Annotated in this window: 26 protein-coding genes; 16 read left to right on the top strand and 10 right to left on the bottom strand. The window is 64.6% G+C overall.

What is annotated here, in order from left to right; all coding sequences use genetic code 11:
• The gene (locus tag HNQ95_RS10540) at positions 1–639 is read right to left on the bottom strand and encodes a protein-L-isoaspartate(D-aspartate) O-methyltransferase (protein WP_067956017.1); all 639 of its coding nucleotides are present in this window, start codon (positions 637–639) and stop codon (positions 1–3) included.
• 558 nt (positions 640–1,197) lie between these two features.
• Here HNQ95_RS10540 and amaB point away from each other — a divergent pair.
• Complete coding sequence (gene amaB / locus HNQ95_RS10535; protein ID WP_067965925.1) at positions 1,198–2,712, top strand: L-piperidine-6-carboxylate dehydrogenase; 1,515 nt, start codon at positions 1,198–1,200, stop codon at positions 2,710–2,712.
• Between the two features lie 100 nt (positions 2,713–2,812).
• Here amaB and HNQ95_RS10530 read toward each other — a convergent pair whose 3' ends face one another.
• Positions 2,813–3,757, bottom strand: coding sequence for a thioesterase family protein (locus HNQ95_RS10530; RefSeq protein ID WP_067956018.1), 945 nt, complete (start codon positions 3,755–3,757; stop codon positions 2,813–2,815).
• 186 nt (positions 3,758–3,943) lie between these two features.
• On the opposite strand from HNQ95_RS10530, the gene HNQ95_RS10525 reads away from it, so the two are divergent.
• The 6 genes from HNQ95_RS10525 (at position 3,944) to HNQ95_RS10500 (ending at position 8,948) form a co-directional block, all read left to right on the top strand.
• Positions 3,944–4,324 (top strand): hypothetical protein, encoded by a 381-nt coding sequence (locus tag HNQ95_RS10525; protein WP_169808297.1) that lies wholly within the window; start codon positions 3,944–3,946, stop codon positions 4,322–4,324.
• 93 nt (positions 4,325–4,417) lie between these two features.
• Positions 4,418–4,948 (top strand): copper chaperone PCu(A)C, encoded by a 531-nt coding sequence (locus tag HNQ95_RS10520; protein WP_182574020.1) that lies wholly within the window; start codon positions 4,418–4,420, stop codon positions 4,946–4,948.
• 4 nt (positions 4,949–4,952) lie between these two features.
• The gene (locus tag HNQ95_RS10515) at positions 4,953–6,599 is read left to right on the top strand and encodes a copper resistance CopC/CopD family protein (protein ID WP_182574019.1); all 1,647 of its coding nucleotides are present in this window, start codon (positions 4,953–4,955) and stop codon (positions 6,597–6,599) included.
• Between the two features lie 77 nt (positions 6,600–6,676).
• Entirely contained in the window at positions 6,677–7,582 is a 906-nt protein-coding gene (locus HNQ95_RS10510; RefSeq protein WP_067956025.1) for an NAD-dependent epimerase/dehydratase family protein, read from the top strand.
• A gap of 21 nt (positions 7,583–7,603) precedes the next feature.
• On the top strand, positions 7,604–8,047 hold the full coding sequence (locus HNQ95_RS10505) for a nuclear transport factor 2 family protein (protein ID WP_067956027.1): 444 nt from the start codon (positions 7,604–7,606) through the stop codon (positions 8,045–8,047).
• Positions 8,048–8,084: 37 nt separating this feature from the next.
• Complete coding sequence (locus tag HNQ95_RS10500) at positions 8,085–8,948, top strand: SDR family NAD(P)-dependent oxidoreductase (protein ID WP_154386764.1); 864 nt, start codon at positions 8,085–8,087, stop codon at positions 8,946–8,948.
• Between the two features lie 13 nt (positions 8,949–8,961).
• On the opposite strand, the gene HNQ95_RS10495 is transcribed toward HNQ95_RS10500, so the two are convergent.
• Entirely contained in the window at positions 8,962–11,028 is a 2,067-nt protein-coding gene (locus tag HNQ95_RS10495; RefSeq protein WP_154386763.1) for a putative bifunctional diguanylate cyclase/phosphodiesterase, read from the bottom strand.
• 237 nt (positions 11,029–11,265) lie between these two features.
• Between HNQ95_RS10495 and HNQ95_RS10490 the strand changes: the two genes are divergently transcribed.
• Positions 11,266–11,817 (top strand): DUF308 domain-containing protein, encoded by a 552-nt coding sequence (locus tag HNQ95_RS10490; protein ID WP_067965929.1) that lies wholly within the window; start codon positions 11,266–11,268, stop codon positions 11,815–11,817.
• On the opposite strand, the gene HNQ95_RS10485 is transcribed toward HNQ95_RS10490, so the two are convergent.
• The 4 genes from HNQ95_RS10485 to HNQ95_RS10470 form a co-directional block, all read right to left on the bottom strand.
• On the bottom strand, positions 11,818–12,843 hold the full coding sequence (locus HNQ95_RS10485; RefSeq protein ID WP_182574018.1) for a histone deacetylase family protein: 1,026 nt from the start codon (positions 12,841–12,843) through the stop codon (positions 11,818–11,820).
• The gene (locus HNQ95_RS10480) at positions 12,840–13,373 is read right to left on the bottom strand and encodes a GNAT family N-acetyltransferase (protein WP_246719232.1); all 534 of its coding nucleotides are present in this window, start codon (positions 13,371–13,373) and stop codon (positions 12,840–12,842) included. The genes HNQ95_RS10485 and HNQ95_RS10480 overlap by 4 nt, the downstream gene beginning before the upstream one ends.
• Before the next feature lie 125 nt (positions 13,374–13,498).
• Entirely contained in the window at positions 13,499–13,885 is a 387-nt protein-coding gene (locus HNQ95_RS10475) for a DUF2794 domain-containing protein (protein ID WP_182574016.1), read from the bottom strand.
• 373 nt (positions 13,886–14,258) lie between these two features.
• Positions 14,259–15,035 carry a DUF1223 domain-containing protein gene (locus tag HNQ95_RS10470; protein WP_067956037.1) on the bottom strand — a complete coding sequence of 259 codons (777 nt, stop codon included), beginning with the start codon at positions 15,033–15,035 and terminating at the stop codon, positions 14,259–14,261.
• A 201-nt stretch (positions 15,036–15,236) separates the two neighbouring features.
• Between HNQ95_RS10470 and HNQ95_RS10465 the strand changes: the two genes are divergently transcribed.
• Positions 15,237–15,962, top strand: a complete 726-nt coding sequence (locus HNQ95_RS10465; RefSeq protein ID WP_182574015.1) for a ceramidase domain-containing protein — start codon at positions 15,237–15,239, stop codon at positions 15,960–15,962.
• Here HNQ95_RS10465 and zapE read toward each other — a convergent pair.
• Complete coding sequence (gene zapE / locus HNQ95_RS10460) at positions 15,948–17,135, bottom strand: cell division protein ZapE (RefSeq protein ID WP_067956042.1); 1,188 nt, start codon at positions 17,133–17,135, stop codon at positions 15,948–15,950. The two genes, HNQ95_RS10465 and zapE, sit on opposite strands and share 15 nt — an antisense overlap.
• A gap of 23 nt (positions 17,136–17,158) precedes the next feature.
• Positions 17,159–17,704 carry a protease inhibitor Inh/omp19 family protein gene (locus HNQ95_RS10455; RefSeq protein ID WP_067956044.1) on the bottom strand — a complete coding sequence of 182 codons (546 nt, stop codon included), beginning with the start codon at positions 17,702–17,704 and terminating at the stop codon, positions 17,159–17,161.
• A gap of 220 nt (positions 17,705–17,924) precedes the next feature.
• On the opposite strand from HNQ95_RS10455, the gene dapF reads away from it, so the two are divergent.
• The 7 genes from dapF (at position 17,925) to HNQ95_RS10420 (ending at position 23,997) form a co-directional block, all read left to right on the top strand.
• Positions 17,925–18,809, top strand: coding sequence for a diaminopimelate epimerase (dapF, locus tag HNQ95_RS10450; protein WP_182574014.1), 885 nt, complete (start codon positions 17,925–17,927; stop codon positions 18,807–18,809).
• Positions 18,809–20,092, top strand: coding sequence for a tRNA (N(6)-L-threonylcarbamoyladenosine(37)-C(2))-methylthiotransferase MtaB (mtaB, locus tag HNQ95_RS10445; protein ID WP_182574013.1), 1,284 nt, complete (start codon positions 18,809–18,811; stop codon positions 20,090–20,092). The genes dapF and mtaB overlap by 1 nt, the downstream gene beginning before the upstream one ends.
• A 13-nt stretch (positions 20,093–20,105) precedes the next feature.
• The gene (ftsY, locus tag HNQ95_RS10440) at positions 20,106–21,848 is read left to right on the top strand and encodes a signal recognition particle-docking protein FtsY (RefSeq protein WP_182574012.1); all 1,743 of its coding nucleotides are present in this window, start codon (positions 20,106–20,108) and stop codon (positions 21,846–21,848) included.
• A 3-nt stretch (positions 21,849–21,851) separates the two neighbouring features.
• Positions 21,852–22,499, top strand: a complete 648-nt coding sequence (locus HNQ95_RS10435; protein WP_067956052.1) for a septation protein A — start codon at positions 21,852–21,854, stop codon at positions 22,497–22,499.
• A 9-nt stretch (positions 22,500–22,508) separates the two neighbouring features.
• Complete coding sequence (locus HNQ95_RS10430) at positions 22,509–23,123, top strand: pyridoxamine 5'-phosphate oxidase family protein (protein WP_182574011.1); 615 nt, start codon at positions 22,509–22,511, stop codon at positions 23,121–23,123.
• A 41-nt stretch (positions 23,124–23,164) separates the two neighbouring features.
• The gene (locus tag HNQ95_RS10425; RefSeq protein ID WP_182574010.1) at positions 23,165–23,698 is read left to right on the top strand and encodes an NADPH-dependent FMN reductase; all 534 of its coding nucleotides are present in this window, start codon (positions 23,165–23,167) and stop codon (positions 23,696–23,698) included.
• A 131-nt stretch (positions 23,699–23,829) separates the two neighbouring features.
• Positions 23,830–23,997: a hypothetical protein gene (locus HNQ95_RS10420; RefSeq protein WP_154386754.1), complete on the top strand. Its 168-nt coding sequence runs from the start codon at positions 23,830–23,832 to the stop codon at positions 23,995–23,997.
• A gap of 121 nt (positions 23,998–24,118) precedes the next feature.
• On the opposite strand, the gene HNQ95_RS10415 is transcribed toward HNQ95_RS10420, so the two are convergent.
• On the bottom strand, positions 24,119–25,009 hold the full coding sequence (locus tag HNQ95_RS10415; RefSeq protein ID WP_067956066.1) for a bile acid:sodium symporter family protein: 891 nt from the start codon (positions 25,007–25,009) through the stop codon (positions 24,119–24,121).
• Positions 25,010–25,026: the final 17 nt, after the last annotated feature.

The following is a 25,026-nucleotide window of genomic DNA, read 5'->3' as shown; positions in this document are numbered from 1 at the left end:
TCAGCCCGTGCCGCCGAGAAGCGGCACGAAACGCACGGCCACGAGCGTCTTCCGCGCATAGTCGTTCTCGCCGTTGCGCACGATCTTGACCAATTGCTGGTCGCCGAACGGGCCCAAGGGCATGATCAGCCGTCCGCCTATCGCAAGCTGTTCCTTCCACGCCGACGGCACGGTGCGTGAACCCGCTGCCGAGAGAATGGCGTCGAACGGCGCCTCGGCCTCGCAGCCGGCCGAGCCGTCTCCCGCGATGACTTGTACATTCGCATGGCCGAGCTTGTTCAGCCGAGCCCTGGCGCTGTCGGCCAGCGAAGCGATGCGCTCGATGGTGACGACGCGGCCGGCTAGCCTGGCCATGACGGCCGCCGCATAGCCCGAGCCGGTGCCGATCTCCAGAACCTTGTTGCCGCGCTCGAGTTCCGCCGCCCAGGCCATCAGCGCGACGATATAAGGTTGCGATATAGTCTGGTCGTGGGCGATGGGCAGGGCGGTATCGTCGTAGGCGCGGTCGCGCAGGGCCGTGGGTACGAATTTCTCACGCGGCACCGCGGCCATGGCCTCCAGCACCGCCGGCTCGGTCAATCCACGCCGGGCGATCTGGTACTCCACCATGTTGAGGCGCGCTGCCCGATAGTCGACCATGGCCTTCCTGCCGTCGCCCCTTTAACCGTCGCGGTTGCGCAAGGTTCCCCTATCAGGGCTGCTTACGCAGCGTCCGCAAGATGGTGCAGCGCGGCGCCTCTTGCTGCATTGCACAAAACGCAAAGCTCCTATGCAATATCAACACTTTAAATCGATACGCAGCGGAGCTAGATATCAGTCATCGAATTTGTCGGGCCTACCTCCTCCCAGGTTTCCGACGAATAGGTCAGCGCCTACCTCCTCCCAGACGCTGGCCACAAATACGACACCCGCCGGACCTCCTCCCCCGGCGGGTGTTGTTTTTTCAGCCTCCCTCACATCGATGTCAGCTTCGCCGCGCGTACCGCGTGGCGCTGGATCACGTCTGGCCAATTCGCCGGACAGCACGCTCACAGCGATCGCCGATGTGGCGCTGAGGTGGTCGATCAGGCTATAGCCATTGCCAAGCGTCTTGCGGCCAAGGCCGTCGAGAAACGAAGCGATAATGCCCCGACCGACGACGCGAACACACGCGCAAACGGCCCCGGGGCGGGTGAGGAACGAGGAAAGGAATTCAGCATGAACATGACCAGCGAAACCGCCGCTCTTCTGGAGCGGCTTGGCGTTGCGTCAGCTGCCTTCACCGGCGGCGACCTGATCGTGCGCAGCCCGGTGACGGGCGAGCAGATCGGCGCGCTCAAGTCGATCTCATCAGCCGAGGCGGAAGCCGTAATTGCCCGCGCCGATGCCGCCTTCAAAGCTTGGCGCAACGTGCCGGCGCCGAAGCGCGGCGAGCTTGTCCGCCTGCTCGGCGAGGAGCTGCGCGCTTCAAAGGCCGATCTCGGCCGCCTGGTCTCGATCGAGGTGGGAAAGATCACCTCCGAGGGCCTCGGCGAAGTCCAGGAGATGATCGACATCTGCGACTTCGCCGTCGGCCTGTCGCGCCAGCTTTATGGCCTGACCATTGCCACCGAGCGTCCCGGCCATCGCATGATGGAAACCTGGCATCCGCTCGGCGTCACAGGCGTCATCTCGGCCTTCAACTTCCCCGTTGCGGTGTGGTCGTGGAATGCAGCCCTGGCCTTTGTCTGCGGCAATTCGGTGGTCTGGAAGCCGTCGGAAAAGACGCCGCTGACCGCCCTTGCCTGCCAGGCGATCTTCGAGCGTGCGGCAAAACGTTTTGGCGCTGATGCGCCCGCAGGCCTGTCGCAGCTTTTGATCGGCGATCGCGCCATCGGCGAGGTGCTTGTCGACCACCCCAAGGTGCCGCTGGTCTCGGCCACCGGCTCGACCCGCATGGGCCGTGACGTCGGCCCGCGTCTGGCCAAACGGTTCGCCCGCGCCATCCTCGAACTCGGCGGCAACAATGCCGGCATCGTCTGCCCCTCGGCCAATCTCGACATGGCGCTGCGCGCCATCGCCTTCGGCGCCATGGGCACCGCCGGCCAGCGCTGCACGACCATGCGCCGCCTGTTCGTCCATGACAGCGTCTACGACCAGCTCGTGCCGCGGCTGAAGAAGGCCTATCAGAGCGTCTCGGTCGGCAGCCCGCTGGAAAGCTCGGCGCTCGTCGGCCCGCTGATCGACAAGGCCGCCTTCGACGGCATGCAGAAGGCGCTGAGGCACGCGGCCGAGGCCGGCGGCGAGATCACCGGTGGTGCGCGCGTCGACCAGGGCCATGACGGCGCCTATTACGTCAAGCCGGCACTGGTCGAGATGCCTGATCAGACAGGTCCGGTGCTGGAAGAGACCTTCGCACCGATCCTTTATGTGATGAAATATTCCGACTTCGATGCTGTGCTCGACCTGCACAATGCGGTCGGCGCCGGCCTGTCGTCGTCGATCTTCACGCTCGACCTGCAGGAAGCCGAGCGCTTCCTCTCGGTCGAGGGTTCGGACTGCGGCATCGCCAATGTCAACATCGGCACCTCGGGTGCGGAGATCGGCGGCGCCTTCGGCGGCGAGAAGGAGACCGGCGGCGGCCGCGAAAGCGGCTCGGACGCCTGGAAGGCCTATATGCGCCGCGCCACCAACACGGTGAACTACTCCAAGGCGCTGCCGCTGGCCCAGGGCGTCAGCTTCGACATCGACTGAGCAAGCCGACACCGGTTGCGGCGCTGGCATCGGCCACGCCACAGCCGCCGCATGACTTCAGGCGCCGTCCGCAGAAGCGGGCGGCGTCTCCGCTTGCGGTTCAGAGTGTGAGGTCGGGGATTGTCCATCCCGCCAACTCCGCTTGTGCTGCCGGCGCGATGGGCAGAAGCTTGCGCGTTTCCAGGTCGAAGCAGATGGCCACAACCTCCATCGAGCCGAACGGCCTTCCGGAGAACGGGTCGAGCATCCAGTTGACGATGTTCATGGTCCGCCCGTCGACGCGGGCGAGGCCGGAGCGCACCTCCCAGCAGTCGCCGCTTGCGGGCAGGCCGTCCACGCCGATCAGGAACTCGAGTGCTGCGGCACCGAAATGTGGTCCAGTCCTGTCGCTGTGGCGGGCGCAGGCCTCGCGCAGCGGCGTGATGATGTTGCGGACGCTGTCGGCCATGGCGCCGACGAAGGCGTAAGGCAGCATCCTGCCCCAGGGGTCACAGGCCTGATGCGGCACAGCGCCTTGGCCGAGCCGATGCAGGCCGAGTTGTTCGGCCCGCACGCCCGATGCGGATATCATCGTGGGAAGATCGCCTGTGCCACGCGGCATTGCCAGCCTCGGCGTCTCGGTGAGCTCGGTCGCAATATGATTGGCGAAGGTCTCAGGCCATGGCCGCCCGCTGCCGTCCGTCGATGCGACATGATGAAGGCGGATGCGAAAGGTCGCGGCGCAATCATTCGAGGCTGTGTCGAACATCATGGCAACGATGTCGGCCGTGCCGTTGCCTATGGCGGCGAACCCCGCCGAGATGTGCATCGAGCTTCCGGCCCGCGCCTCGCGCAGGAAGCGGATATGCATGGTCCTGACGGCCAATGTCGTCTCCGAGCCGACCGCCAACAGGCGGGGCAGGCCAGACCGGCCGAACAGCATGGTGATGGCCTCCATGCAGCGCGCCACGTAGAAGCGCGTGTTCATATGGCCCATTTCGTCGCATTCCCAGGTGGCGACGCCGCCGCGCCAGACGTCGCGCAACCCCGATATGCCAGCCTTCATGCGTATTCTCCCGCGCTCGACTGCAAGTCGTACCGGTGATGGCAATGAAGGCCATCGTCCGATGCGACGATGGCCGACGGGAGAGACGGGCGTTCGCTCGAACAAAGAATTTGTCGCAGCGTGGTCCATTTTCGCTTTCGTGCCATCGATGCTATCAGTGGCCCCGAAAAGAAAAGGTCGCGACGCTTGGTCGGATTTCGCCGCAAGGGATTTGGGTTCGGGGTCGCGCATGTCGCGGCGCTGATGCTCGTCCTGCAGACGGTGGCGGGTGCCGTGGCGCTCGGCCAGGGCACGCCGCCGCTCGACATTTTCGGCAACCCGCTCTGCATCACCTCGGCAAGCGGCCACACCGCACCGGCCAAGAGCGAACATCCTGCCTTGACCGCGTGTTGCACGCTTGGCTGCAACATGGTCTCGCCGCTCGCGGTGATGCCGCCCGATGGCGCTGGTCTTCTGCTCGGGCGCCAGATCGAGACAAAGACCGTCTTTCTGGCGCTCAGACCCGATGCGGCGACAGCGCCGGAGCACGACCCCGGAAATCCGCGCGCGCCGCCACCACTGGTCTGAGACGGCTGCCGCATAGCTGCAGCCGGACGAATTCGCATATCTCGACAGACCCTGCGCCGCATGTGCCGGCGCCTTAGACATCCGGAGTTTTCCATGACCCGTTCCGCTCGCGCCTTTTCGCGCCCGCTTTTCCGCAGCTTCGAGGAGCGTATCGGCATCGCCGTCTTTGCGCTGCTGCTGCTCTTCGCTTCGACCCAGCAGATGCTCGCCCATGGCTTCAAGGCGGGCGATCTCGAGATCGGCCACCCCTGGTCGCGCGCTACGCCGGCCGGCGCCAAGGTCGCTGCCGGTTATTTGACCATCACGAACAACGGCAGCCAGGCCGACCGCCTGGTTTCGATCCAGTCCGACGTTTCCGAAAAGGCCGAGATTCACGAGATGGCGGTAGACGCCAAAGGCGTGATGAAGATGCGCCAGATTACCGACGGCCTCGAAATCCCGGCCGGCGGCGAGGTCGCGCTCAAGCCGGGCGCCTACCACATCATGTTCATCGGCCTGAAGGCGCAGGTCAAGGAAGGAGACAAGTTCTCCGGCACGTTGACCTTCGAAAAGGCCGGTACGGTGACCGTCGAGTTCCAGGCCGACAAGATCGGCGGCCAGAGCCAGGACCATTCGGGCCACTGACATCATGGGCGCGCGCTTTCCTTGCCTGACCGGGGGCGGCATTGTTGGCGACGGCGCGCGCCTGCTCGTTTTCCTGTGCGGCCTGATCATGGCCGCCAGTGCCTTTCTGGGCACGACGTCGGTCGCACGTGCTCATGCCTCGTTGCTGCGCTCGACGCCTGTCGAAGGTGCGGTGGTGCAGGCAGCCCCCGCCGAACTCTTGCTCGGTTTCAGCGAGACTGTGGCGCCGCTGGTCACCGAGCTGATTGGGCCCGACGGCACCAAAAAGCGCCTGACAGCCAAGGCAAATGGCGCCGACCTGGCGATTGCCTGGCCGGGCTGGAAGGCCGAAGGCACCTACCTTTTGTCCTGGCGCGTCGTCTCTTCCGACGGGCACCCTGTGGCGGGCGTGTTGTCCTTTTCGGTCGGCAATCCGAGTGTCACGCCTCCCGCTGCACCTGAGCTGAACGACACGTCGCTGCGACTTGCCATCTGGAGCGCCAAGCTGGTGCTCTATCTCGGCCTGTTCCTTGGCGTCGGTGGCGCATTCGCGCTCGCCTGGCTCATGCCCGGCAAGCACTCCGGTGTCGGTGTCATCGGCGCGCTGCTCGTTGCGGGCCTTGTCGCAGCACCCGTCTCCTTCGGGCTGCAAGGGCTCGATGCGCTCGGCGCGCCGCTCGCATTGTTCGGTCAGGGCATGGGCTGGCAGGCGGCGGCTGCGACCAGCTATGCCTTCACCGCGGCTATCGCCTTCATCGCCCTGTCGCTGGCGCTGCTGGCACTCGCCAGCGATGCCAGCCTGGCCCGTTGGCTGTCGCTTGCCGGCCTCGTCGGCGTCGGCACCGCCTTGGCCGCGAGCGGCCATGCCAGTGCCGCAACCCCGCAATGGCTGACGCGTCCGATGGTGTTTGTCCATGGGACCGGCATCGCCTTCTGGGCCGGGGCGTTGCTGCCGCTGGCCTTTTGCTGGCGCGAAGGTGGAGAAAGCGCCGAGCTGGCGCTGCGACGGTTTTCGGTGGCCATTCCCTATGTGGTTGCGGCGTTGGTCGCCGCCGGTCTCGTGCTGACAGTCATCCAGGTCGAGGCAGTTCCCGCGCTCTGGCATACCGGATACGGGCTGCTGCTGTCGGCGAAGCTGGTGCTGGCTTTCGCCCTGCTTGCGCTCGCCGGTTTCAACCGTTGGCAGCTGACGAAACCGGCCTTGGCCGAGCAGCGTGGGGCACAGCGCCTGCTGGTGCGCAGCATCCTGGTCGAGACGCTGCTGATGGTCGCGATCCTCGGTCTCGTTGCCGGCTTCCGCTTCACGCCGCCACCGCGCGTTCTGGCCGTCGAGGCGGCGGAGCCTGCAGCAATTCACATCCATACGCCGGTGGCCATGGCCGACTTTGCCCTCAGCCCCGGCCATGCCGGCGCCGTCAGCGCCTCGATCATGGTGATGACTGGCGATTTCGGCCCGCTCGATGCGCGCGGCGTCGTGCTGCGGCTGAGCCAGTCCGGCTCGACCGAAATCAAGGCCGACGCCTACAAGCCCGGCGACGGCACCTGGCGAATCGACAGCCTCGACCTGCCGGCGCCGGGCATATGGGCCGTCGCCATCGACATCGACATGGCGGAAGGGCAGGTGGTCACTCTGGACGGCGCGGTCGCCAGTCGTCCTGCCACCGGCTGGTAGTCGATACGGACGATGCCGTACCCGTGACGCTGCCTATCGTCCGGCCATCTTTTTTGCAGATGCCCGGGAGCGCGCGCATGAAAATCCTCATCATTGGCGGAACGGGCATGATCGGCGGCCACACCGCCGCCTACCTCAAGGCTCAAGGCAACGAAGTGGTGCTGGCGGCACGCAAGCCGGCACCCGAGACGACCCCGATGGCGGCCTATCCGACCATCTATGGCGACTACACCAAGGGTGATTTCTCGGCTGCCGACCTCTCGCCATTCGACGGCATCCTGTTTGCCGCCGGCAACGACATCCGCCACCTGCCCAAGGGCGTCGACGAGAACGAGTTCTGGACCAAGATGCAGATCGAGGGCGTGCCGACCTTCGTCGAGCTGGCGCGCAAGGCCGGCGTCCGTCGCGTCGTCCACATCGGCAGCTACTATCACCAGGTCATGCCGAACCTGGTGGAGACAAACGCCTATGTGCGTGGCCGCAGCCTTGCCGACGAAGGCGTGCGTGCGCTTGCGACCGCCGACTTCAACGTCTCGACGCTCAACCCGCCGTCGATCGTCGGCTATGTCCAGGGTCTGCCGACCAAGCGCTACGAGACGCTGATGGCTTATGCGCGCGGCGAGACGCAGATGCCGATCTTCGCGCCGCCGGGCGGCACAAACTACATGTCGGTGCAGTCGCTGGCGGAAGCCATCTGGGGAGCTTTCCAGCGCGCCGAGAGCGGCAAGGCCTATCTGGTCGGCGACGAGAACCTGACGTTCCAGCAGTATTTCCAGTCGCTGTTCGACGCCGTCGGCAATCCGCACCGGGTCGAGGAGCGCAATGAGGAGCACCCGCTTTTGCCCGACATGTTCATCGTTCCGGGCCGTGGCAACATCCTCGCCTACGAGCCTGAGGCCGAGGAGACCAAGCTGCTCGGCTATCGCCGCAACGACGTGCAGCGGGCGCTGCGCGAGGTCTTCGCGCAGGTCTCGGGCCGGTAGCGCTTCTCCGGGGAGGACGTCATGGCCGACAATCAGGCGGATCTGCTGATGGAAGTGGCGCTGCGGCGGGTGTCGGAGCGCTATGCCTATGCCGTCGACACTGGCGATGGCGACCTGCTCGCCGCGCAGTTCACCGCTGATGGCGCGGTCATCGCGCCGCGTGGGACCTTCGAGGGTCTCGCCCAACTGCGCGGCATTCCAGCGATGGTCGCCGGCCGCTATCTCAAGACCTTCCATGCCGTGCTCAATCAGGCGGTCAGGCCGGTCGAGGGCGGTGCCGAAGGCGAGACATATTGCATCGCACGACACTATTTCCGCGATCCGGCCGGCCGCTACCTCTGCTACGAGATGACCATCCGCTACCAGGATCGCTTCGTCCGCACCCCTGACGGATGGCGCGTTGCGCGCCGCGAGCTGGTGGTGGTCGGCACCCACACATATGAGGCGCAGGACGCGGCGAGCTGAGCTGCCGGCGCCGGAACCATCGACTGCGGAGACTAAGATGCCCGACGAAATCTCCATCCTTGGCCTCGCCGGCAAAGTCGCGCTGGTAACCGGCGGCGGCGCTGGCATCGGCCGCGCCACGGCCGAACTCTTTGCGCGCGCCGGCATGAAGGTTGCTGTCGCCGAGATCGACCCCGTTCGGGTGACATCGATGCGCGAGACGCTGGGCCCCGATCACCTCGTCGTCGAAGCCGACGTACGCAAGGCGGATGACGTGGCGCGCCTTGTCGAAGCGGTGCGTGGCAGCTTCGGCCGGCTCGATGTGGTGGTCAACAATGTCGGCGACTATCTCGGCTTCAAGACGCCGTTCGAGCAGTCGACCGAGGCCGAATGGAACGCGCTCTACCACGTCAACTTGCTGCACATGTTCCATGTCAGCAAGGCGGCGATCCCGCTGATGCGGGCAAGTGGGCAAGGCGGCAGCATCATCAACGTTTCGACCATCGAGGCCTTCCGCGGCATCCCGATGACGGTTGTCTATTCGGCCTTCAAGGCAGCGGTCACCGGCTTCACCCAGAGCCTCGCCGTCGAGCTTGGCCAGCATGGCATCCGCGTCAACGCCATTGCGCCCGAGACCACCAATTCGGCGCAGATCGTGGCGACGCCGCGCGTGCCCAAGGAAAATCTCGAGCACCTCAAGCGCTGGTTCCCCATTGGCCGCTTTGGCGAGGGTTCGGACTCGGCGGGTGCCGCACTGTTCCTGGCGTCGGACACGCTGTCAGGCTGGGTGTCGGGCACGACGATCCTTGTCGATGGCGGCGCGCTTGCCGCCGGTGCCTGGATGCGCATGGCCAACGACGCCTGGACGCACCTGCCTGTCATCCAGTCCGACGGCTACACGCCACGGCCGGAAGCGCGCTGAGGCCTGACAGGCTTCAGGCAGCGCTCGACCGCTGGAGCTCCGAGCGCATGTTGCCGGGAGCTTCGTTGCGACCGACGAGGCTTGCAATCTCCGACAGCGGCAACGGCCGGCCGAACAGGAAGCCCTGCATCTCGGTGCAGCCTTCGGCGCGCAGGAACTCGAAGCTTTCCCGCTTTTCCACGCCTTCGGCCAGAACCGGGATGCGCAGGTCGTTGGCGAGCAGGATCGTTGCCCTCACGATCGCTGCGGCTGCGCTGTCATTGCTGACGTCCTCGACGAAGGAGCGGTCGATCTTGACCCTGTCGAAGGGGAAGATCTGCAGCGTCGACAGCGAGGAATAGCCGACGCCGTAATCATCCATGGCGATGGTCACGCCGAGCGCCTTGAGCTGGCGCACCACGTGCAGGGCGCGGTCGCGGTCCTCGATGATGCTGGCCTCGGTGATCTCGAGCTCCAGCCGCGAGGCCGCAAGGCCGGTCGAAAGCAGCGTCTCATGCACAACCTTGGTCAGGTCGGCCTGCACCAGCTGGGCGGCGGCGATGTTGACGGCGATCTTGTAGGGCTTGCGCCAGCCGGCAACCTCGGCGCAGGCGGTCTTCAGCACCCACTCGCCGATCGGGATGATCAACCCATTCTCCTCGGCGATGGGGATGAATTCTTCCGGCGCAACGATGCCGCGTTCGCGATGATGCCAGCGCAGCAGCGCCTCATAGGCGGTGACCTCGCCAGTCTTCATGTCGAGCTGCGGCTGGTAATAGAGTTCGAACTCGTCGCGCTCCAGTGCGTGCCGCAGTTCCATGGCGAGCGCGCTGCGCTCGCGCCGGCCCTCGTCCATCGAGCGGTCGTAGTAGCAGACCTTGTCTGTTACGGCGCGTTTGGCGCGGTACATGGCAAGGTCGGCCGCGCCGATCAGCTCGTCGGCGTCGCTGGCGTGGTGCGGGAACAGGCTGATGCCGATGCTGGCGCCGACGGACAACGTCTTGGACTTGTTCTGGATCGGGTCGAGCACACCGGAAATCAGCCTGATGACGAAGCGATCGACTTCTTCCTTGCTCGAAATGTCCTGCTTGACGGCGATGAACTCGTCGCCGCCGACGCGCGCCACCAGTTCACCGGGGCCGGTCAGGATCTTCAGCCGGTTGGCCACCGTCTGCAACAGCAGGTCACCAGCGTGGTGGCCGTGGACGTCGTTGATCTCCTTGAAGCGGTCGAGGTCGACCACAATGACAGCGGCTTCCTTGCCGGCGGCAGCACTGCGCTTGAGCATGCCGGGCAGGTTGTCGGACAGGAAGGCGCGATTGGGCAGGCCGGTCAGCGGGTCGTGCTGGGCGGCATGGCGGAAGCTGTCGACCAGTTCGCGCTGCGACTTGGCGTCCATCACGTAAAGCGTCAGCCCAGCGATGATCGCCATGGTGGCGAGCACCAGAACGGCGAGGAATTCGCTCGACAACACCTTTGTCGGCACCGGAACCGACGGATCGGGCACAATGGTGGCAGCGCCCATGGCAGTGAAATGCATGGCGCAGATGGCAAGCACGAGAGCCAGCACCGAGAGCGGCTTGGCGTAGCGAATGCGCTGCCGCGCCGCCAGATGCATGGCGAGTGCGCCGAAGGCTACGGCAAACAGGATCGAGGCCTCGACGAGACCGGCATCCCACTCGATGCGGCCGGCGATCTCGAAGCCGCGCATGCCGGTGAAATGCATGGCAACCACACCCGCGCCGATCACCGCGCCGCCCGTCTCGACCGGCAGTCCATTGGGCGGGCTCGCTGAAAGATGCAGTCCGGCGGCGGTGAAGGCGATGGCGATGAGCAGCGAGGCGATGGTCAGAAGCGGGTCGAAGGCTGCCTCGAACGGCAGTTGGAAGCCAAGCATGGCAACGAAATGTGTGGTCCAGATCGCGGCACCGCAGGCGATGCCGGAAAGCATGATCCAAGAGGAGCGGGCACTGGCCGAGAGACGAGAGGCACGCTCGAAAAGCCGAATAGTCATGGCCGCGCCGGCAATACAGACGATCGCGGCGACCACGACGAACGAATAGTCATGCTCGTAAGCAAGACAGGAAATGACCTTGAACATTGCCACGCCCCCATGCCCGCCAAGACTGTCTGGTCAGGCCGTGGCTAAGTCTCCTCCCGAAAGATGAAAGAAATTCCTAATCTAAGCAGGCTTTTATTCACGCGGTACGCGCATCTGGTCGCGGTGTACGCGCTGCCCGCGAGCTGTCCGCCGCGGGAAGGCTATCACAGCATCACGGTTGCGAACCGCGCGCATTTCTTCGACAAATGGTTGTCTCAGTCTAAGCAGGAGCAGGGCATGGCCGACGGCAAGACCAAGCGGTTCGACGCGACGCTGACGGCGTTGCGGGGAGTTCTGATCGCGGCGGCGGCATTGGTCGCCTTCTTCTATCCGTCCCAGGCGGTGCAATTGCTGGTGCTGGTCGGCGGCGGGCTGTTGCTCGTCGACGGCATTTTGGGCCTGGTGACGCTCGACCGCTCGCCGCCACGCACGACCGGCCAGACGCTCGGGCTGGTCCGCAACCTGTTGTCGATCGCCGCGGGCGCGATCGTCGTCGCCAGCGGCCTGTTGACCAGCGTGTTCACCTTGTCGGCGCTGACATGGATCGTCGGCCTGCTGGCGCTGCTCGTCGGCCTGATCGAGATGGCGTCGAGCTTTCTCGATAGCGAGCGGCAGACGCGGCTGTGGCCGACACTTGTCGGCGGCGCGGTCTATGCCGCCTTTGGCCTGGCGCTGATGTTCGTGCCGCTTTCAAGCGCTGAAACGCTGCTGCGCATCGCCATGATCCTGATGCTCGCCTATGCGCTGCTGTTGTTCTACCGCGCCTGGAGCATTCGCGCGGCGCGCTAACTAGTTCGCGCCGGAAAAACCGGTGAGGAAGGCGGTCAGGTTGTCGCCGAGCGCGTCACAGAGATAGCCGCCCTCCTGGACGATGACAGTCGGCAACCTTAGCTGGGCAATCGCCTCGGCGATGCGCGCAAAGCCCGATGTCGTCACCGACAAGCCGCCGAACGGGTCGCCTTCGAAGGCATCGAGCCCGAGTGCCACGACAAGCGCGTCGGGCGTAAAGGCCCGGATGCGGCTGATGGCGTGGCCGAGCGCCTCCAGGAACTCGGTATCGCCCGACTTGCGCGCCAAGGGCAGGTTGAGGTTGTAGCCGAGACCGGTAGCCTCGCCGCGCTCGTCGGCATGGCCCCAGAAGAACGGGTAGAAGCGGCTCGGATCGGCGTGCAGCGACACTGTCAGCACGTCCGGTCTCGCGTAAAAGATGCCTTGCGTGCCGTTGCCGTGATGAAGGTCGACATCGAGGATGGCGACGCGCGAGGCGGTCGCCCGCAGCCGCTGCGCGGCGATGGCCGAATTGTTGAAGAAGCAGAAGCCGCCGGCGACGTCGGCAAAGGCATGATGGCCGGGCGGGCGGCACAGCGCGTAGGCCGCCGGTTCACCCGACATCACAGCCTCTGTGGCGGCGACGGCACTCCATGCGCTCCAGCAGGCGCTGTCGAAGGTCTCTGCCGAGATCGGGCAGGCGGTGTCGGCCATGTGGTAACCGGCCTGGCCGGCCGCACCCGCTGGGTAGCTGCCGTTGCGGGCAAAAGGATGGACGTTGGGAATGACCTCGGCGGAAGCGCCCTCCATGCGCTGCCAGCGCTCGAAGATGTGGGTGAGGAACTCGATGTATTCGGGCGTGTGGACCGCAGCGATCGGGGTGAGGCCGTAGCTGGCCGGGCGATGGATCGTCGAGCCGGCCGCCCGGGAGCCCGCCAGCAGGCGCTCGACGCGTTCGGGCTGTTCCGGATTGGGCTTTTGCATTCCCGTCGACAGGAACGCCTTGGGGTCGTGCCGCCTCTGCTCCTCGGCATAGAAGGTTTTCATTCCGGCTCCCCCGTCGTTTGGCTCAGCGCCTGGAATGTCGGTCCGCCGGCAATGTAGGACCTCTGGTCCTTCGTCCAGGCAAAGCCGAGCCTGGTGTAGAAGGGATGCGCCCGCGCATTGTCCTCATCGACCGCGAGCCTGATGTAGACGCCGCCTCTGTCCCGGCAAAGCCGGGCGACATGGCGCAATAGCCGCTCGCCGATGCCGAAGCTGCGGAATTGCTGGTCGACGAACAGGTCCTGCACGAAGACGCCCGGACGACCATACCAGGTCGAGAAGATCGGAAAGAACAGGCACATGCCGGCGAAAGCGCCGTCGATCTCGGCGATGACCGCTTCAAAGGCCGGCTTTTCGCCAAAGCCGAAACGCCGGATGTCGTCTTCCGTGCAGGCGATGCCGTCAGCCTCACCGACATGCGCGGCAAGGCCGATGATCGCCTTCATCAGCAACGGCGAATCGTCAGTGGTTGCCGGCCGGATGAGAATGGCGGCCGGTTCTGTCTTCTTGGCGCCCATTGGCTTGTTCCGCATTCAGTCGCGGAATTGATAGCATCGAGGAAAGGGCTGGGGAGCGGGATTCGGTCTCTGGCGCAAGCATCGCGGCATTATGGCCCGATGCGCTCCAACTCGCGCTTGGCGCACCGGTCGAGACGACTTTAGGCTTCCACCACCTTCAGGCGCTTGTCGAAGACGCCGAGCACACGGGCCAATTCGTGGCCGCGCTTGAGGATCAGGCCGCCGGCGGCGATGACCGAGAAGGCGCCCTGCTTGCGGGCGAGCCTGGGATCCTTGACGATCTGGAATAGCGGCGTTTCGCTGGTGCGGCGAAATACCGAAAAGACGGCGCGGTCGCTGAGATGGTCGATGGCGTAGTCGCGCCACTCATTGGCGGCAACCATGCGCCCATAGAGCCTGAGAATCTGGTCGAGTTCCCGTCTCTCGAATGCCACCGGGAGATCTTGTCGCTCCCGACGGGCCTCATGGAGCGGGATCAAAACCGCGGATGGCTCGCCATCCTCCGCCCCAGCGCCGCGATCAGTCATCAATCGTTCCCTTGCAGAACATGACCTCGGCTAAAGAATCGCGCATTCGCACCCGAAATGCAACAAGTAACACCTGTATGAAGAGTGTAAGGTAGCTTGCCGCAGCGGTAACGTTTGCGAAACAGATTGTCGGAATTGGTGATGACTCGCCACATTCCTGCCGTTTTTTATCCGCGCTGACGCCCCATTGTCCGACGAATTTACCCGTGTTGCCTGAGACGGTTCGGTCCGGCACCGGCTCGTAAACCCCAAGCCCCCCGCCCACGGGCTAGAGTCGGATCGAACCAACCTCGGCTCCTTTTCAGGACGAGGGCGACGATCCCAAAATCTGAAGCCGACGTCTGGCCACAAGCCTGCGTCGGCTTTTTTGCGTCTACAGCGCCATCTTCGACGGCTTGCGCACGACAGCCGCGCCGAGAATCGGGCCCGGTACGCCATCCTTGCCGACAGCCTGCAACAGCACGGCGCAGCCGCCCTTCTTTTCCACTTCGCTCTTCGGCAGCTCGAACCGTTGCGTCTGGCCGTGCCACATGCCAGCGGTGTGCAGGTCGGTGACGGCATTCCAGTAGGTGACGCTGCGGCCCTTGTTTTCGCCCTTCTGGAGGTCGACGACCTGCGGCGGCTGATAATGCACGATCACCACATGGGCCGGGCTGGCCGGGCCGGTGGCGGCGCCGACCTCGATGGTGAAGGTGTCGCCATTGTCGGTCACCTTCAGGTCGACATTCATGCCCTGGCCGGTCTCGGCGAGGTTGGCGAGTGCGCCGTTCACATCGTCGCTCTTGGCGCCATTTACATGGGTGCGGCCATTGATGACGGCCTGGGGTGTGTAGACCGAGCGCGCGCCGAAGGCACGCATATAGGCATATTGGCGTTCGGTGTTGTCCTTGCTGCCGAGTTCGTCCTGCCAGCCGAGGTAATCCCAGTAGGTGACGTGATAGGCGAGCGCGACCATGTCGTCCTGGGCGGCGAATTTGGCAAACAGTTCGTCGGCCGGCGGGCAGGAGTTGCAGCCCTGGCTGGTGAAGAGTTCGATGACGCCGAGCGGGCGCACGGGTGCCTTGGTTGTCGAGTCGGCATGCGTTGCGCCGGTAAACCCGGCAAAGACCAGCGCCACGGCCGCCAGCCGAAAATATCTGCGAAACTCCATGACCGATCCAGATCCTCAGCCAGCGAAACCGGCCTTTTTTGTAGTTGCTGAAATATGTGGCAGAAGCGCCATTCAACGGGAAGTCACGTTGCGGTGAAATTTTCAACAAGTGAAGTTTCCGCTGCGTCAGGCTGTCGGGACAAATTACCGTTATGAAAATTGGCTGGCGGCGGTAGAATTGGGCTGTGACGAGGCAAGGTGATGCTGGAACAGTTCAGCCAACATCTCGATCTCTATTGCGAACGGACTGACATCGGTCTGTGGGCCGAGCCGTTCAATGCCGTCAGCAATCTCGCCTTTTTCCTCGCCGGCCTGTGGGGCGTCTACGAGGCACGGCGGCGCGATGCCGGCGCTTTCGCCGAGGTGCTGGGCTGGTGGGTGGTGGCGATCGGCATCGGCTCGACGCTGTTCCATACGTTTGCCAACGAGGCGACCAAATGGGGCGACATCGTCCCGATCGCCGGTTTCACGCTGGTCTATTCGCTGTTCAACCTGCGCCGCTTCGCCGGCATGGGATGGCCCAAAGCGCTGGTGATCTTCTTTGCTTTCTATGTCGCTGTCGGGTTCGTCACCTACATGGTGCCGGACTGGCTGCGTACAGCTTCAAACGGCACTACCGGCTACCTGCCGCCGTTCCTGGCGCTGATCTTCTTCGGTTGGGTGGTCATCGCCAGCGGCAGCCGTGCCGGCTGGTACAACATCGCCGCCGCCGTCATCTTCCTCGGCGCCGTCACCTGCCGGGTCATGGACCCGCTGGTCTGCGACGCCATGCCGATCGGCACGCATTTCATGTGGCATATGCTGGACGGGCTGATGCTCGGCGTGCTGCTTGCCGCGACGACACGCTACGGCAGGCCACGTACAGCGCGGGCAGTTCATGAAAATCCAGCACGTTTGACGGCGGACGGTGCCTTACCCGGCCAGTGAAGCTGCCGGCTCGGCGTGCCGTTCGGCCCAGCCGTCGAGCCATTCGGCGCCTTGCATCTCGATAAGCCGCGACGACGTCCGGTCGAACTCAAAGGCCTCGTGTCCCCGCTTTCCGACATAAAGCTTGTCGGGCGTGGCGGCGGCACTGATCACCAGCCTGATCTGCTGGTCATAGAGCGTGTCGACCAAGAGGATGAAGCGCTTGGCCTCGTTGCGATTGGCTTCTGCCAGAACCGGTACATGGTCGACGAAAATGGTCTTGTAGTGTGCGGTGATCGCCAGATAGTCGCGCGCCGCAAGCGGCTTTTCGCAGAGATCGGCGAAGCCGAAGCGCGCACAGCCGGGAACGGCCGCCGGCACGGCGACCTTGCGGCCCTTGACCGCGACGGTGGCCGCCTCAGCTGCGGCACCATGGGTCATCCTGGCCCAGGCCTTGTCCATCGCCTTGTCGGCAGCCTCGCCGAGCGGGCTGATATAGACAGGCACGCGATCGAGCTTCTCCAGCCGGTAATCGGTGTCGGCATCGAGGTTGAGCACGTTGGTGTTCTGCTCGAGCATACCGATGAAGGGCAGGAACAGTTGGCGATTGAGCCCGTCGCGATAAAGATCGCGCGGCGCGACGTTGGAGGTGGCGACCAGCACCACGCCTTGGGCAAACAGCGCCGAAAACAGCCTCGACAGGATCATCGCGTCGGCGATGTCGGTGACCGAGAACTCGTCGAAGCACAGCACCCAGGCCTCCTCGGCCAGTGCCGCCGCCACCGGGGGGATCGGGTCGTCATCGCGCGAGGTGCCGTTCTTGCGCGCCGCCCGCTGCCTCTGGATGCGGTCGTGCACGTCGGCCATGAAGTCGTTGAAATGGACGCGACGCTTGTGTTTGACCGGCACCAGCTCGAAGAACATGTCCATCAGCATGGTCTTGCCGCGGCCGACGCCGCCATGGACGTAGAGGCCCTTGACGTGTTCGTGCTGCGGCTTGCGCCGGGCAAACAGCCAACCCAGGGCGCTCGACTTGCGCGCCAGCCTCTTCTCGGAAATCTCGTCGATCAGCCGGTCCAGTGCGGCCACGATCGGAAGCTGGGCCTGGTCGCTGCGGATGCTGCCGCTCTCGACCAGGTGGTCATAACGCTGCCTGACGGTCACATGAGTCTGCAGGCCGTCACGAACGTGCATGATTTACTCTGGCTGCCGAGATGTCAGCGGTTCAGCGAAATCGGCAGGCCGTTCGAGGTCTGGCCGTCGAAGCGGCCTTCGCCCGATTGATAGAGCCTGGCCAGCGGCGAGCCGCTTTCATCGAACAGCGTCAGCTGCTTGCCAGCGACGTTCCACGACTTGACGCCGTCGATCGGAGCCGGGCAGCGCAGCGGGCCGGCGCGGAAGCCCTGGCCGAACTTGGTCTGCGGCGTCGCCACCTTGCAGCTCTGGCCGGAAACCGACGCGCTCCACACCCCAGCCACGCTGGTTGCGGTGATGTCGGGTGCGTTGGCGGCGGCAGCGCCACCGTCGGCGGGCAGGGCCGCGACCTGGGTCTGTGCCGGCGCGGCCGGAAATTGCGAAGCACCTGCGGCGGCGCCTGGTGCCGAGGGCGGCGGCAGCTGGCCGCTGGTGACAGTGCCGGCGGGCGCCGCGGGCAGCGGGGCCGGCTGGGTGTCCATCGAGGAAAGGCGCGTGCTGTTGCAGCCAGCTGCAGCCAGAAGCGCCACCAGCGATGCGGCCAGCAGGCCGGTTTTCGAAAAAGCCATTGCATTCCCTCCGTGGGGCAGTTCTGGGGGCGCCCCCGCGCGATCGACAATTCGCCTCTAAAGCGGCGAAGTTGGCAGAATTTCAACCTGATATGGTTAAAATAGGGTTTGCGTATGAAATTGTTGCAAAATTGTCTCAATAGGCCAACGTGCCGCGAGACTGGTAATTCGGTGATGTTTCCGCCATATAGGCCCCAAACAGCCGCGAGACTTACCGACCATGGCCATTGAGGCCCCTTTCGCCAAGATGAACGGGCTCGGCAACGACATTATCGTTGCCGACATGCGCGGTCGCGCGGACCGCGTTACGCCTGCCGCGGCGATTGCGCTTGCCGCCGATCCGGCGACCAAGTTCGACCAGATCATGGCGATCCACGACCCGCGCACCCCGGGCACCGTGAACTACATCGAGATCATCAACTCCGACGGCACCCATGCCCAGGCCTGCGGCAACGGCACGCGCTGCGTCGTCCAGGCGCTGGCCGCCGAGACCGGACAGAAGGTGTTCACCTTCGAGACTGTCGCCGGCATCCTCAATGCCGAAGAGCATGAGGACGGCTCGATCTCGGTCGACATGGGCATTCCCCGCTTCGGCTGGCAGGACATCCCGCTGGCGGAAGAATTCCGCGACACCCGCGCCATCGAGTTGCAGATCGGGCCGATTGACCAGCCTGTGCTGCATTCGCCCTCGGTCGCCTCGATGGGCAACCCGCACGCCATTTTCTGGGTCGACAACGACGTCTGGTCCTACGATCTCGACCGTTTCGGCCCGCTGCTCGAAAACCATCCGATCTTTCCCGAGCGTGCCAACATCTCGATCGCCCAGGTGACCTCGCCCGGGACGCTCAACCTGCGCACCTGGGAGCGTGGCGCCGGCCTGACCTTGGCCTGCGGTTCGGCCACCTGTGCTGCTGCCGTCTCAGCCGCTCGCACCGGCCGTACCGGCCGTAGCGTGATCGTCACCGTGCCGAGCGGCGGGACGCTTCAGATCGACTGGCGCAACGACGACCATGTCGTCATGACCGGTCCCGCCGAGTGGGAATTCTCCGGCAGCTTCAATCCGGCGACCGGCGCCTGGCGTCGCGATCAGCAGGACGTCGCCTGATGGCGGTCGACGTCGTAACTTTCGGCTGCCGCCTCAACACCTACGAATCCGAGGTGATGAAGCGCGAGGCCAAGGCCGCAGGCCTTGAAGAACTCAAGGGCGGCGCGGTCATATTCAACACCTGCGCAGTGACGAGCGAAGCGGTGCGCCAGGCCAAGCAGTCGATCCGCAAGGCGCGCCGCGAGAACCCTGACGCACGCATCATCGTCACCGGCTGTGCCGCCCAGACCGACCCGGCGGCTTTTGCCGACATGGCCGAGGTCGACCTCGTGCTCGGCAACGAGGAAAAGCTCAAGGCGCACAATTACCGGGCGCTGCCGGACTTCGGCGTCAACGATTTCGAGAAGGCCCGCGTCAACGACATCTTTTCCGTGCGCGAGACGGCTGGCCACATGGTCGATGCCATCGAAGGCCGCGCACGCGCCTTCGTCCAGGTGCAGAACGGCTGCGACCATCGCTGCACCTTCTGCATCATTCCCTATGGCCGCGGCAATTCGCGCTCGGTGCCGATGGGCGCGGTGGTCGAGCAGATCAAGCGCCTGGCCGGCAACGGTTATGCCGAGGTGGTGCTGTCGGGCGTCGACATGACCAGCTATGGCGCCGACCTGCCGGGCGCGCCGCGACTGGGCAAGCTGGTCAAGACCATTCTGCGCCAGGTTCCCGACGTTCGCCGCCTGCGTCTCTCCTCGATCGATTCGATCGAGGCCGACGAGGACCTGCTCGAAGCGGTCGCTACCGAGAGCCGGCTGATGCCGCATCTGCATCTGTCGCTGCAGTCGGGCGACGACATGATCCTGAAGCGCATGAAGCGCCGCCACTTGCGCGACCAGTCGATCCAGTTCTGCGCCGATGTGCGCAAGCTTCGCCCCGACATTGTCTTCGGCGCCGACATCATTGCCGGTTTTCCGACCGAGACCGACGAGATGTTCGAGAATTCGATCCGCATCGTCGAGGAGTGTGGGTTGACCCATCTCCACGTTTTCCCGTTCAGCCCGCGAGAGGGCACGCCCGCCGCGCGCATGCCGCAGGTTCGTCGCGACATCGTCAAGCTGCGCGCCGCCCGCCTGCGCGCTGCCGGCGACGTCGCCTATACGCACCATCTCGAAAGCCTCAAGGGTTCGCGCCAGAAGGTGCTTGTCGAGCGCGAGGGGCTCGGCCGGACGGAAGGTTTTACGCTCGTTGCGATCGACAGGGGCATGGCGGGTGAAATCATGGAAGTCGACATCGCCGGACATGACGGCGAGCGGCTGACAGCGGCACCGGCCGCCGCGCGCGCGGCCTGACGAAAGCGACCGCATGGCATTCGGGTTCATCAAGAAAGTTTTCTCCTTCGGCAAGAAGGAGGCTGTCGAGCAGCCGGCCGAGAACGAGGTTCTGCCGCCGCTGAATTTTGACGCTCTGGAAGCGTTGAAGCCGGCGGAAGAGGTGCCGGCCGCGGCGGAAACGCCTGTTGCCGGGGAGACACCGGCCGTTCCGATCGAAGAGCCGACGCCGGAGCCGGCTCCAGAAACGCCGCCGACGCCGCCAGTGGTGCCGGAGCCAAAGCCGGCCGAACAGCCGGTACCGATCGAGCCCGGGCCGCAGCCCGTTCCGCAGGAAGAACCTGCTGTCGAGCCGGAAAAGCCAGCCGAACAGCCCGTGCCTGCGCCGAGCCCGGTCGAGCCGGAGCCAACGCCGGCGGAGGTTCCGCTGCCGCAGGTTGAGCCGTCCACGCCGGAGTTGCCCGAAGAAGTTCCGGCTCAGCCGGTGCCCTCTGCGCCCGAGCCGACAATGCGTGCCCCTGAAACGGAGCCGGTTGTCGAAGAGCCCGTCGTCGAGGCGCCTGCCCCTGTACCGCCGGAACCTGTGGCTGAACCACGTCCCGTCGAGCCAGTCGACGAGGAGCCTGCGCCGATCGCAGCCGAAGCGCCTGTGCCTGTGGCGATGGCGGCCGAGGAAGCGCAGCCGGTAGCCGCGCTGCGCGATGCCGTTTCCAAGCCTGCACCTGTTGTCGTTCCCGCTCCCGCTGAACCGGTACAGGCTTCCTCTGCGCCTGAGCCGAAACCCTCGGCCGGCAAGGTCACCGTCCAGAAGAAGGTCGAGCAGAAGGCCGAAATCGTCGAAGTGGCGGCGCCCGCGCCGCGCCAGAGCTGGTTCCAGCGCCTGCGCCAGGGCCTGTCGCGCTCATCCAAGGAACTGTCGGGCAACATTGCCGGCATCTTCACCAAGCGCAAGCTGGACGAAGACACGCTGCAGGACCTCGAAGACGTGCTGATCCGCGCCGATCTCGGCGTCGAGACCGCGCTTCGGGTCACCGACGCGCTGGCGGCGAGCCGCTATGGCAAGGACGTTTCCGACCACGAGGTCCGCTCGATCATGGCGGTCGAGGTCGAGAAGGTGCTGAAGCCGGTGGCGCTTCCGCTGGAGCTCGACCTGTCGCACAAGCCGCATGTCATCCTGGTCGTCGGCGTCAACGGCACCGGCAAGACCACCACCATCGGCAAGCTGGCCGCCAAGCTCACCGAAGGCGGGCTGTCTGTCATGCTCGCCGCCGGCGACACGTTCCGCGCTGCGGCCATCGAGCAGCTGAAGATCTGGGGTGAACGCACCAAGTCGCCCGTCATCGCCACCAAGCTCGGCGCTGATGCCGCCGGTCTCGCCTACGATGCCTTCGAGCAGGCCAAGGCCGCCGGATCCGACGTGCTGATCATCGATACCGCCGGCCGCCTGCAGAACAAGGCCGAACTGATGGCCGAGCTCGAAAAGATCGTGCGCGTTCTCGGCAAGCTCGATCCCGAAGCCCCGCACACAGTGCTGCAGACTGTCGATGCCACCACCGGCCAGAACGCGCTCAATCAGGTCGAGATCTTCCGCAATGTCGCAGGTGTGAACGGGCTGGTGATGACAAAGCTCGACGGTACGGCGCGCGGCGGTATTTTGGTCGCAATCGCCGCCAAACATAAGCTGCCGGTCTATTTCATCGGCGTCGGCGAGCAGGTCGACGATCTCGAACCCTTTTCGGCAAGCGATTTCGCCAAGGCGATCGCAGGAGTCGCCTGATCCATGAATGCACCTATCCTCGAACGCGATCCGTCGGACCCGAAAACCAAGAAGGAAGACGTCAGCCCGCTGCTCAAGCTGGCGCTGGAGCTCGGGCCGCTGGTCGTGTTCTTCTTCGCCAACGCGCGCGGCGAGTGGCTGGCGTCGCACTTCCCGATACTGGCAGAGCTTGGCAAGCCGATCTTCGTCGCCACAGGCCTCTTCATGGTTGCCACGGCGGTTGCGCTGGCGGCTTCCTGGCTGCTGACCCGCTCGCTGCCGATCATGCCACTGGTCTCGGGCGTCGTTGTCTTCATATTCGGCGCGCTGACGCTCTATCTGCAGAACGACATCTTCATCAAGATGAAGCCAACGATCATCAATTCGCTTTTCGGTGTCGTGCTACTGGGTGGCCTTGTCTTCGGCAAGTCGTTGCTTGGCTATGTCTTTGCATCGGCCTTTCGCCTCGATGCCGAAGGCTGGCGCAAGCTGACCTTCCGCTGGGGCCTGTTCTTCCTGTTTCTTGCTCTGGTCAACGAGGTTGTTTGGCGATCCTTTACGACCGACACCTGGGTGGCTTTCAAGGTCTGGGGCATCATGCCGATAACCTTGCTCTTCACTTTCAGCCAGATGCCGCTCATCATGCGCCATTCGTTGGAAGACCATAAGTAAGAGGGCATCATGGAGTTCATCACCGACCGCGAGGCGTTGCGTCAACATTATCGCGCGCCGGGTGATGGCGCCGTGCGCAAGGAGCTCCGCCGCCTCGACCGTCACGCCAAGGGCTTCCTGGCGCGCAGCCCATTCGTGCTGATCGGTTCGTCCGACGACAAGGGCAACGCCGACGTCACGCCCAAGGGCGACAAGCCGGGATTCGTCGCCATACTCGACGATGCCACCATCGCCATTCCCGACCGGCCCGGCAACAACAGGCTCGACACGCTGGAGAACGTCATCGTCAATCCCGCTGTCGGCCTGCTGTTCCTGATACCGGGCATGAACGAGACACTGCGTATCAATGGCGATGCGCGCCTGACCGCCGATCCGGCGTTGTGCGAACGGCTCGCCGCCGAAGGCAAGTTGCCGGTCACCGTCATGGTGGTTGCGATCAAGGCTGTCTACATGCATTGCGCCAAGGCGTTCATGCGTTCCGAGCTGTGGGTATCAGGCACATGGCCCGACCGCACCAGCCTGCCTACGCTCGGCCAGATCCTCCGCGACCAGCTGGCGCTCGCCGACAATGCCGAGACGCTCGACCGCTCGCTGGACGAGTCCTATCGCAAGAGCATGTGGTAGCTTTCGCCGGACACGAATCGTCCGACGCTGGCGGCCTTGCCTTGATCAATATTCTCGCCCTTTCCGGCAGCCAGCGGGCTGCCTCTACCAACACTGCGCTTGTTGTCGCCCTGGCGCGCAATGCGCCACCGGGATGCCATGTCAGCGTCTATGACGGGCTTGGCCACCTGCCGATTTTCAATCCCGATGACGAGGGTGAACGCACACCGCAGGAGGTGACGGCGCTCATCGCTGCCGTTACGCGAGCCGACGGAGTGATCGTCTCTTGTCCTGAATACGCCCATGGGGTGCCGGGCGGACTGAAGAATGCGCTGGACTGGCTGGTTTCACGTGACGCCGTCGTCGGCAAGCCGGCGATGCAGGTTCATGCCTCGCCGCGGTCGCAATTTGCCCGCGCTGCCCTTGCCGAGATCATGAAAACAATGTCCTTCGACCTTTTTGACGGGCAAGACCTGACCATTACGCTGCTTGGCAAGAGACCGCAGGAGATGGACGAGATCCTTGCTGACGCGGCTAGCATTGCATTGATGCGGGACAGGTTGGCGGCGTTTTCCAGTTTTGTTTGCACTCGTTAACTCGTTATGCGCGCCGTGCATTGCTGCGTTGCAGCATCTTATTTTGCAGCGCAACGGTTCCTATGTCATGTTCGGATCGATCAGGGAGGTCGGTTCAAGCCGCATCGGGCGGCAGACGAAAGGAACGCAAGATGTTGTTCGACAACCTTCTGACCCGCGCGCGCCAGAGCGCCGCCAAGCGCAAGCAGTACAAGCGCCTCGTTGCCGAAATCGACGGCTTCTCGAGCCGCGACCTGGCCGATATGCGCGCCGACCGCAGCGAGATGCTTTTCCAGGCCTACAAGCAGGTCTACGGCTGATTCCTAGCCAGAAATGTCCGGCCGGCTTTTGACCGGCCGTTGCGACAAGGCGCCAGGGGCACCCTCAAGGGATGCCGCAAGCGCCTTTTTCGTTTGCAGCATCGTGGGCCACGCGGTGGCCTCAGTGCACCGGCATCGTCGCAGTCGCGCGGCCATGCGACCGCTTCAGCCAGTAGCCGAAGATCGCTGCGGTGATGAAGGCGATCAGCCCGTAGATCGCTGCCGGAACCGCCATTGTCGCGTTGTTGAGCAGCAGCGGGCTCAGTGCGATGGCGATTGCCAGCGTGCCGTTGTGGATGCCGATCTCCATGCCGATCGCGGTGGCCTGCCGTTTTTCGACGCCGGCGGCGCGGGGCACGAAATAGCCGACGCCAAGGCTGACGAGGTTGAAGGCAAGGGCTGCCAGGCCGACGATCGGTCCCCAGGCCTTGAGTGTTTCCCATTCCTGCACGAGCGCCACGGCAACCACGGCGAACAGGAACAGCATCGAGAAGATCTTCACCGGCCGCGCCATGCGTTCGGCGAAATCAGGGAAGCGGCTGCGCAGCCACATGCCGATCAGCACGGGGCCGAGCACGATGACGAACACCTGCATCACCTTGGCGAATTGCAGCGGGATCGCCTGGTCGCCCGACATGAAATGCATCAGCGACCAGTTGACGATCAGCGGCAGCGTCACGATCGACAGCGCCGAATTGATCGCCGTCAGCGTGATGTTGAGCGCCACGTCGCCGTCGGCCAGGTGGCTGTAGAGATTGGCTGAGGTGCCGCCGGGGCTTGCCGCCAAAAGCATCATGCCCACAGCCAATGCCGGTTCGAGGCCGAAGACGTAGACCAGGCCGAGACACGCAAGCGGCAGGATGACGGTCTGGCAGAGCAGCGCCACGATCACCGCCTTGGGCTTTTGCAGGACGTTGCGAAAATCCTCCGTCGTCAGCGACAGGCCGAGGCCGAGCATGATGACGCCGAGCGCGAGCGGCAGAAAAATGATGAGCGCGGAACTGTCTTGCATTGACGTCTCCCCCAACA

It is taken from the genome of Aminobacter ciceronei, assembly GCF_014138625.1.
In the GTDB taxonomy this organism is placed as follows: Bacteria; Pseudomonadota; Alphaproteobacteria; order Rhizobiales; family Rhizobiaceae; genus Aminobacter; species Aminobacter ciceronei.
The sequence above is the reverse complement of the archived record's forward strand: the minus strand, read 5'-3'. Positions and strand labels throughout refer to the sequence as shown.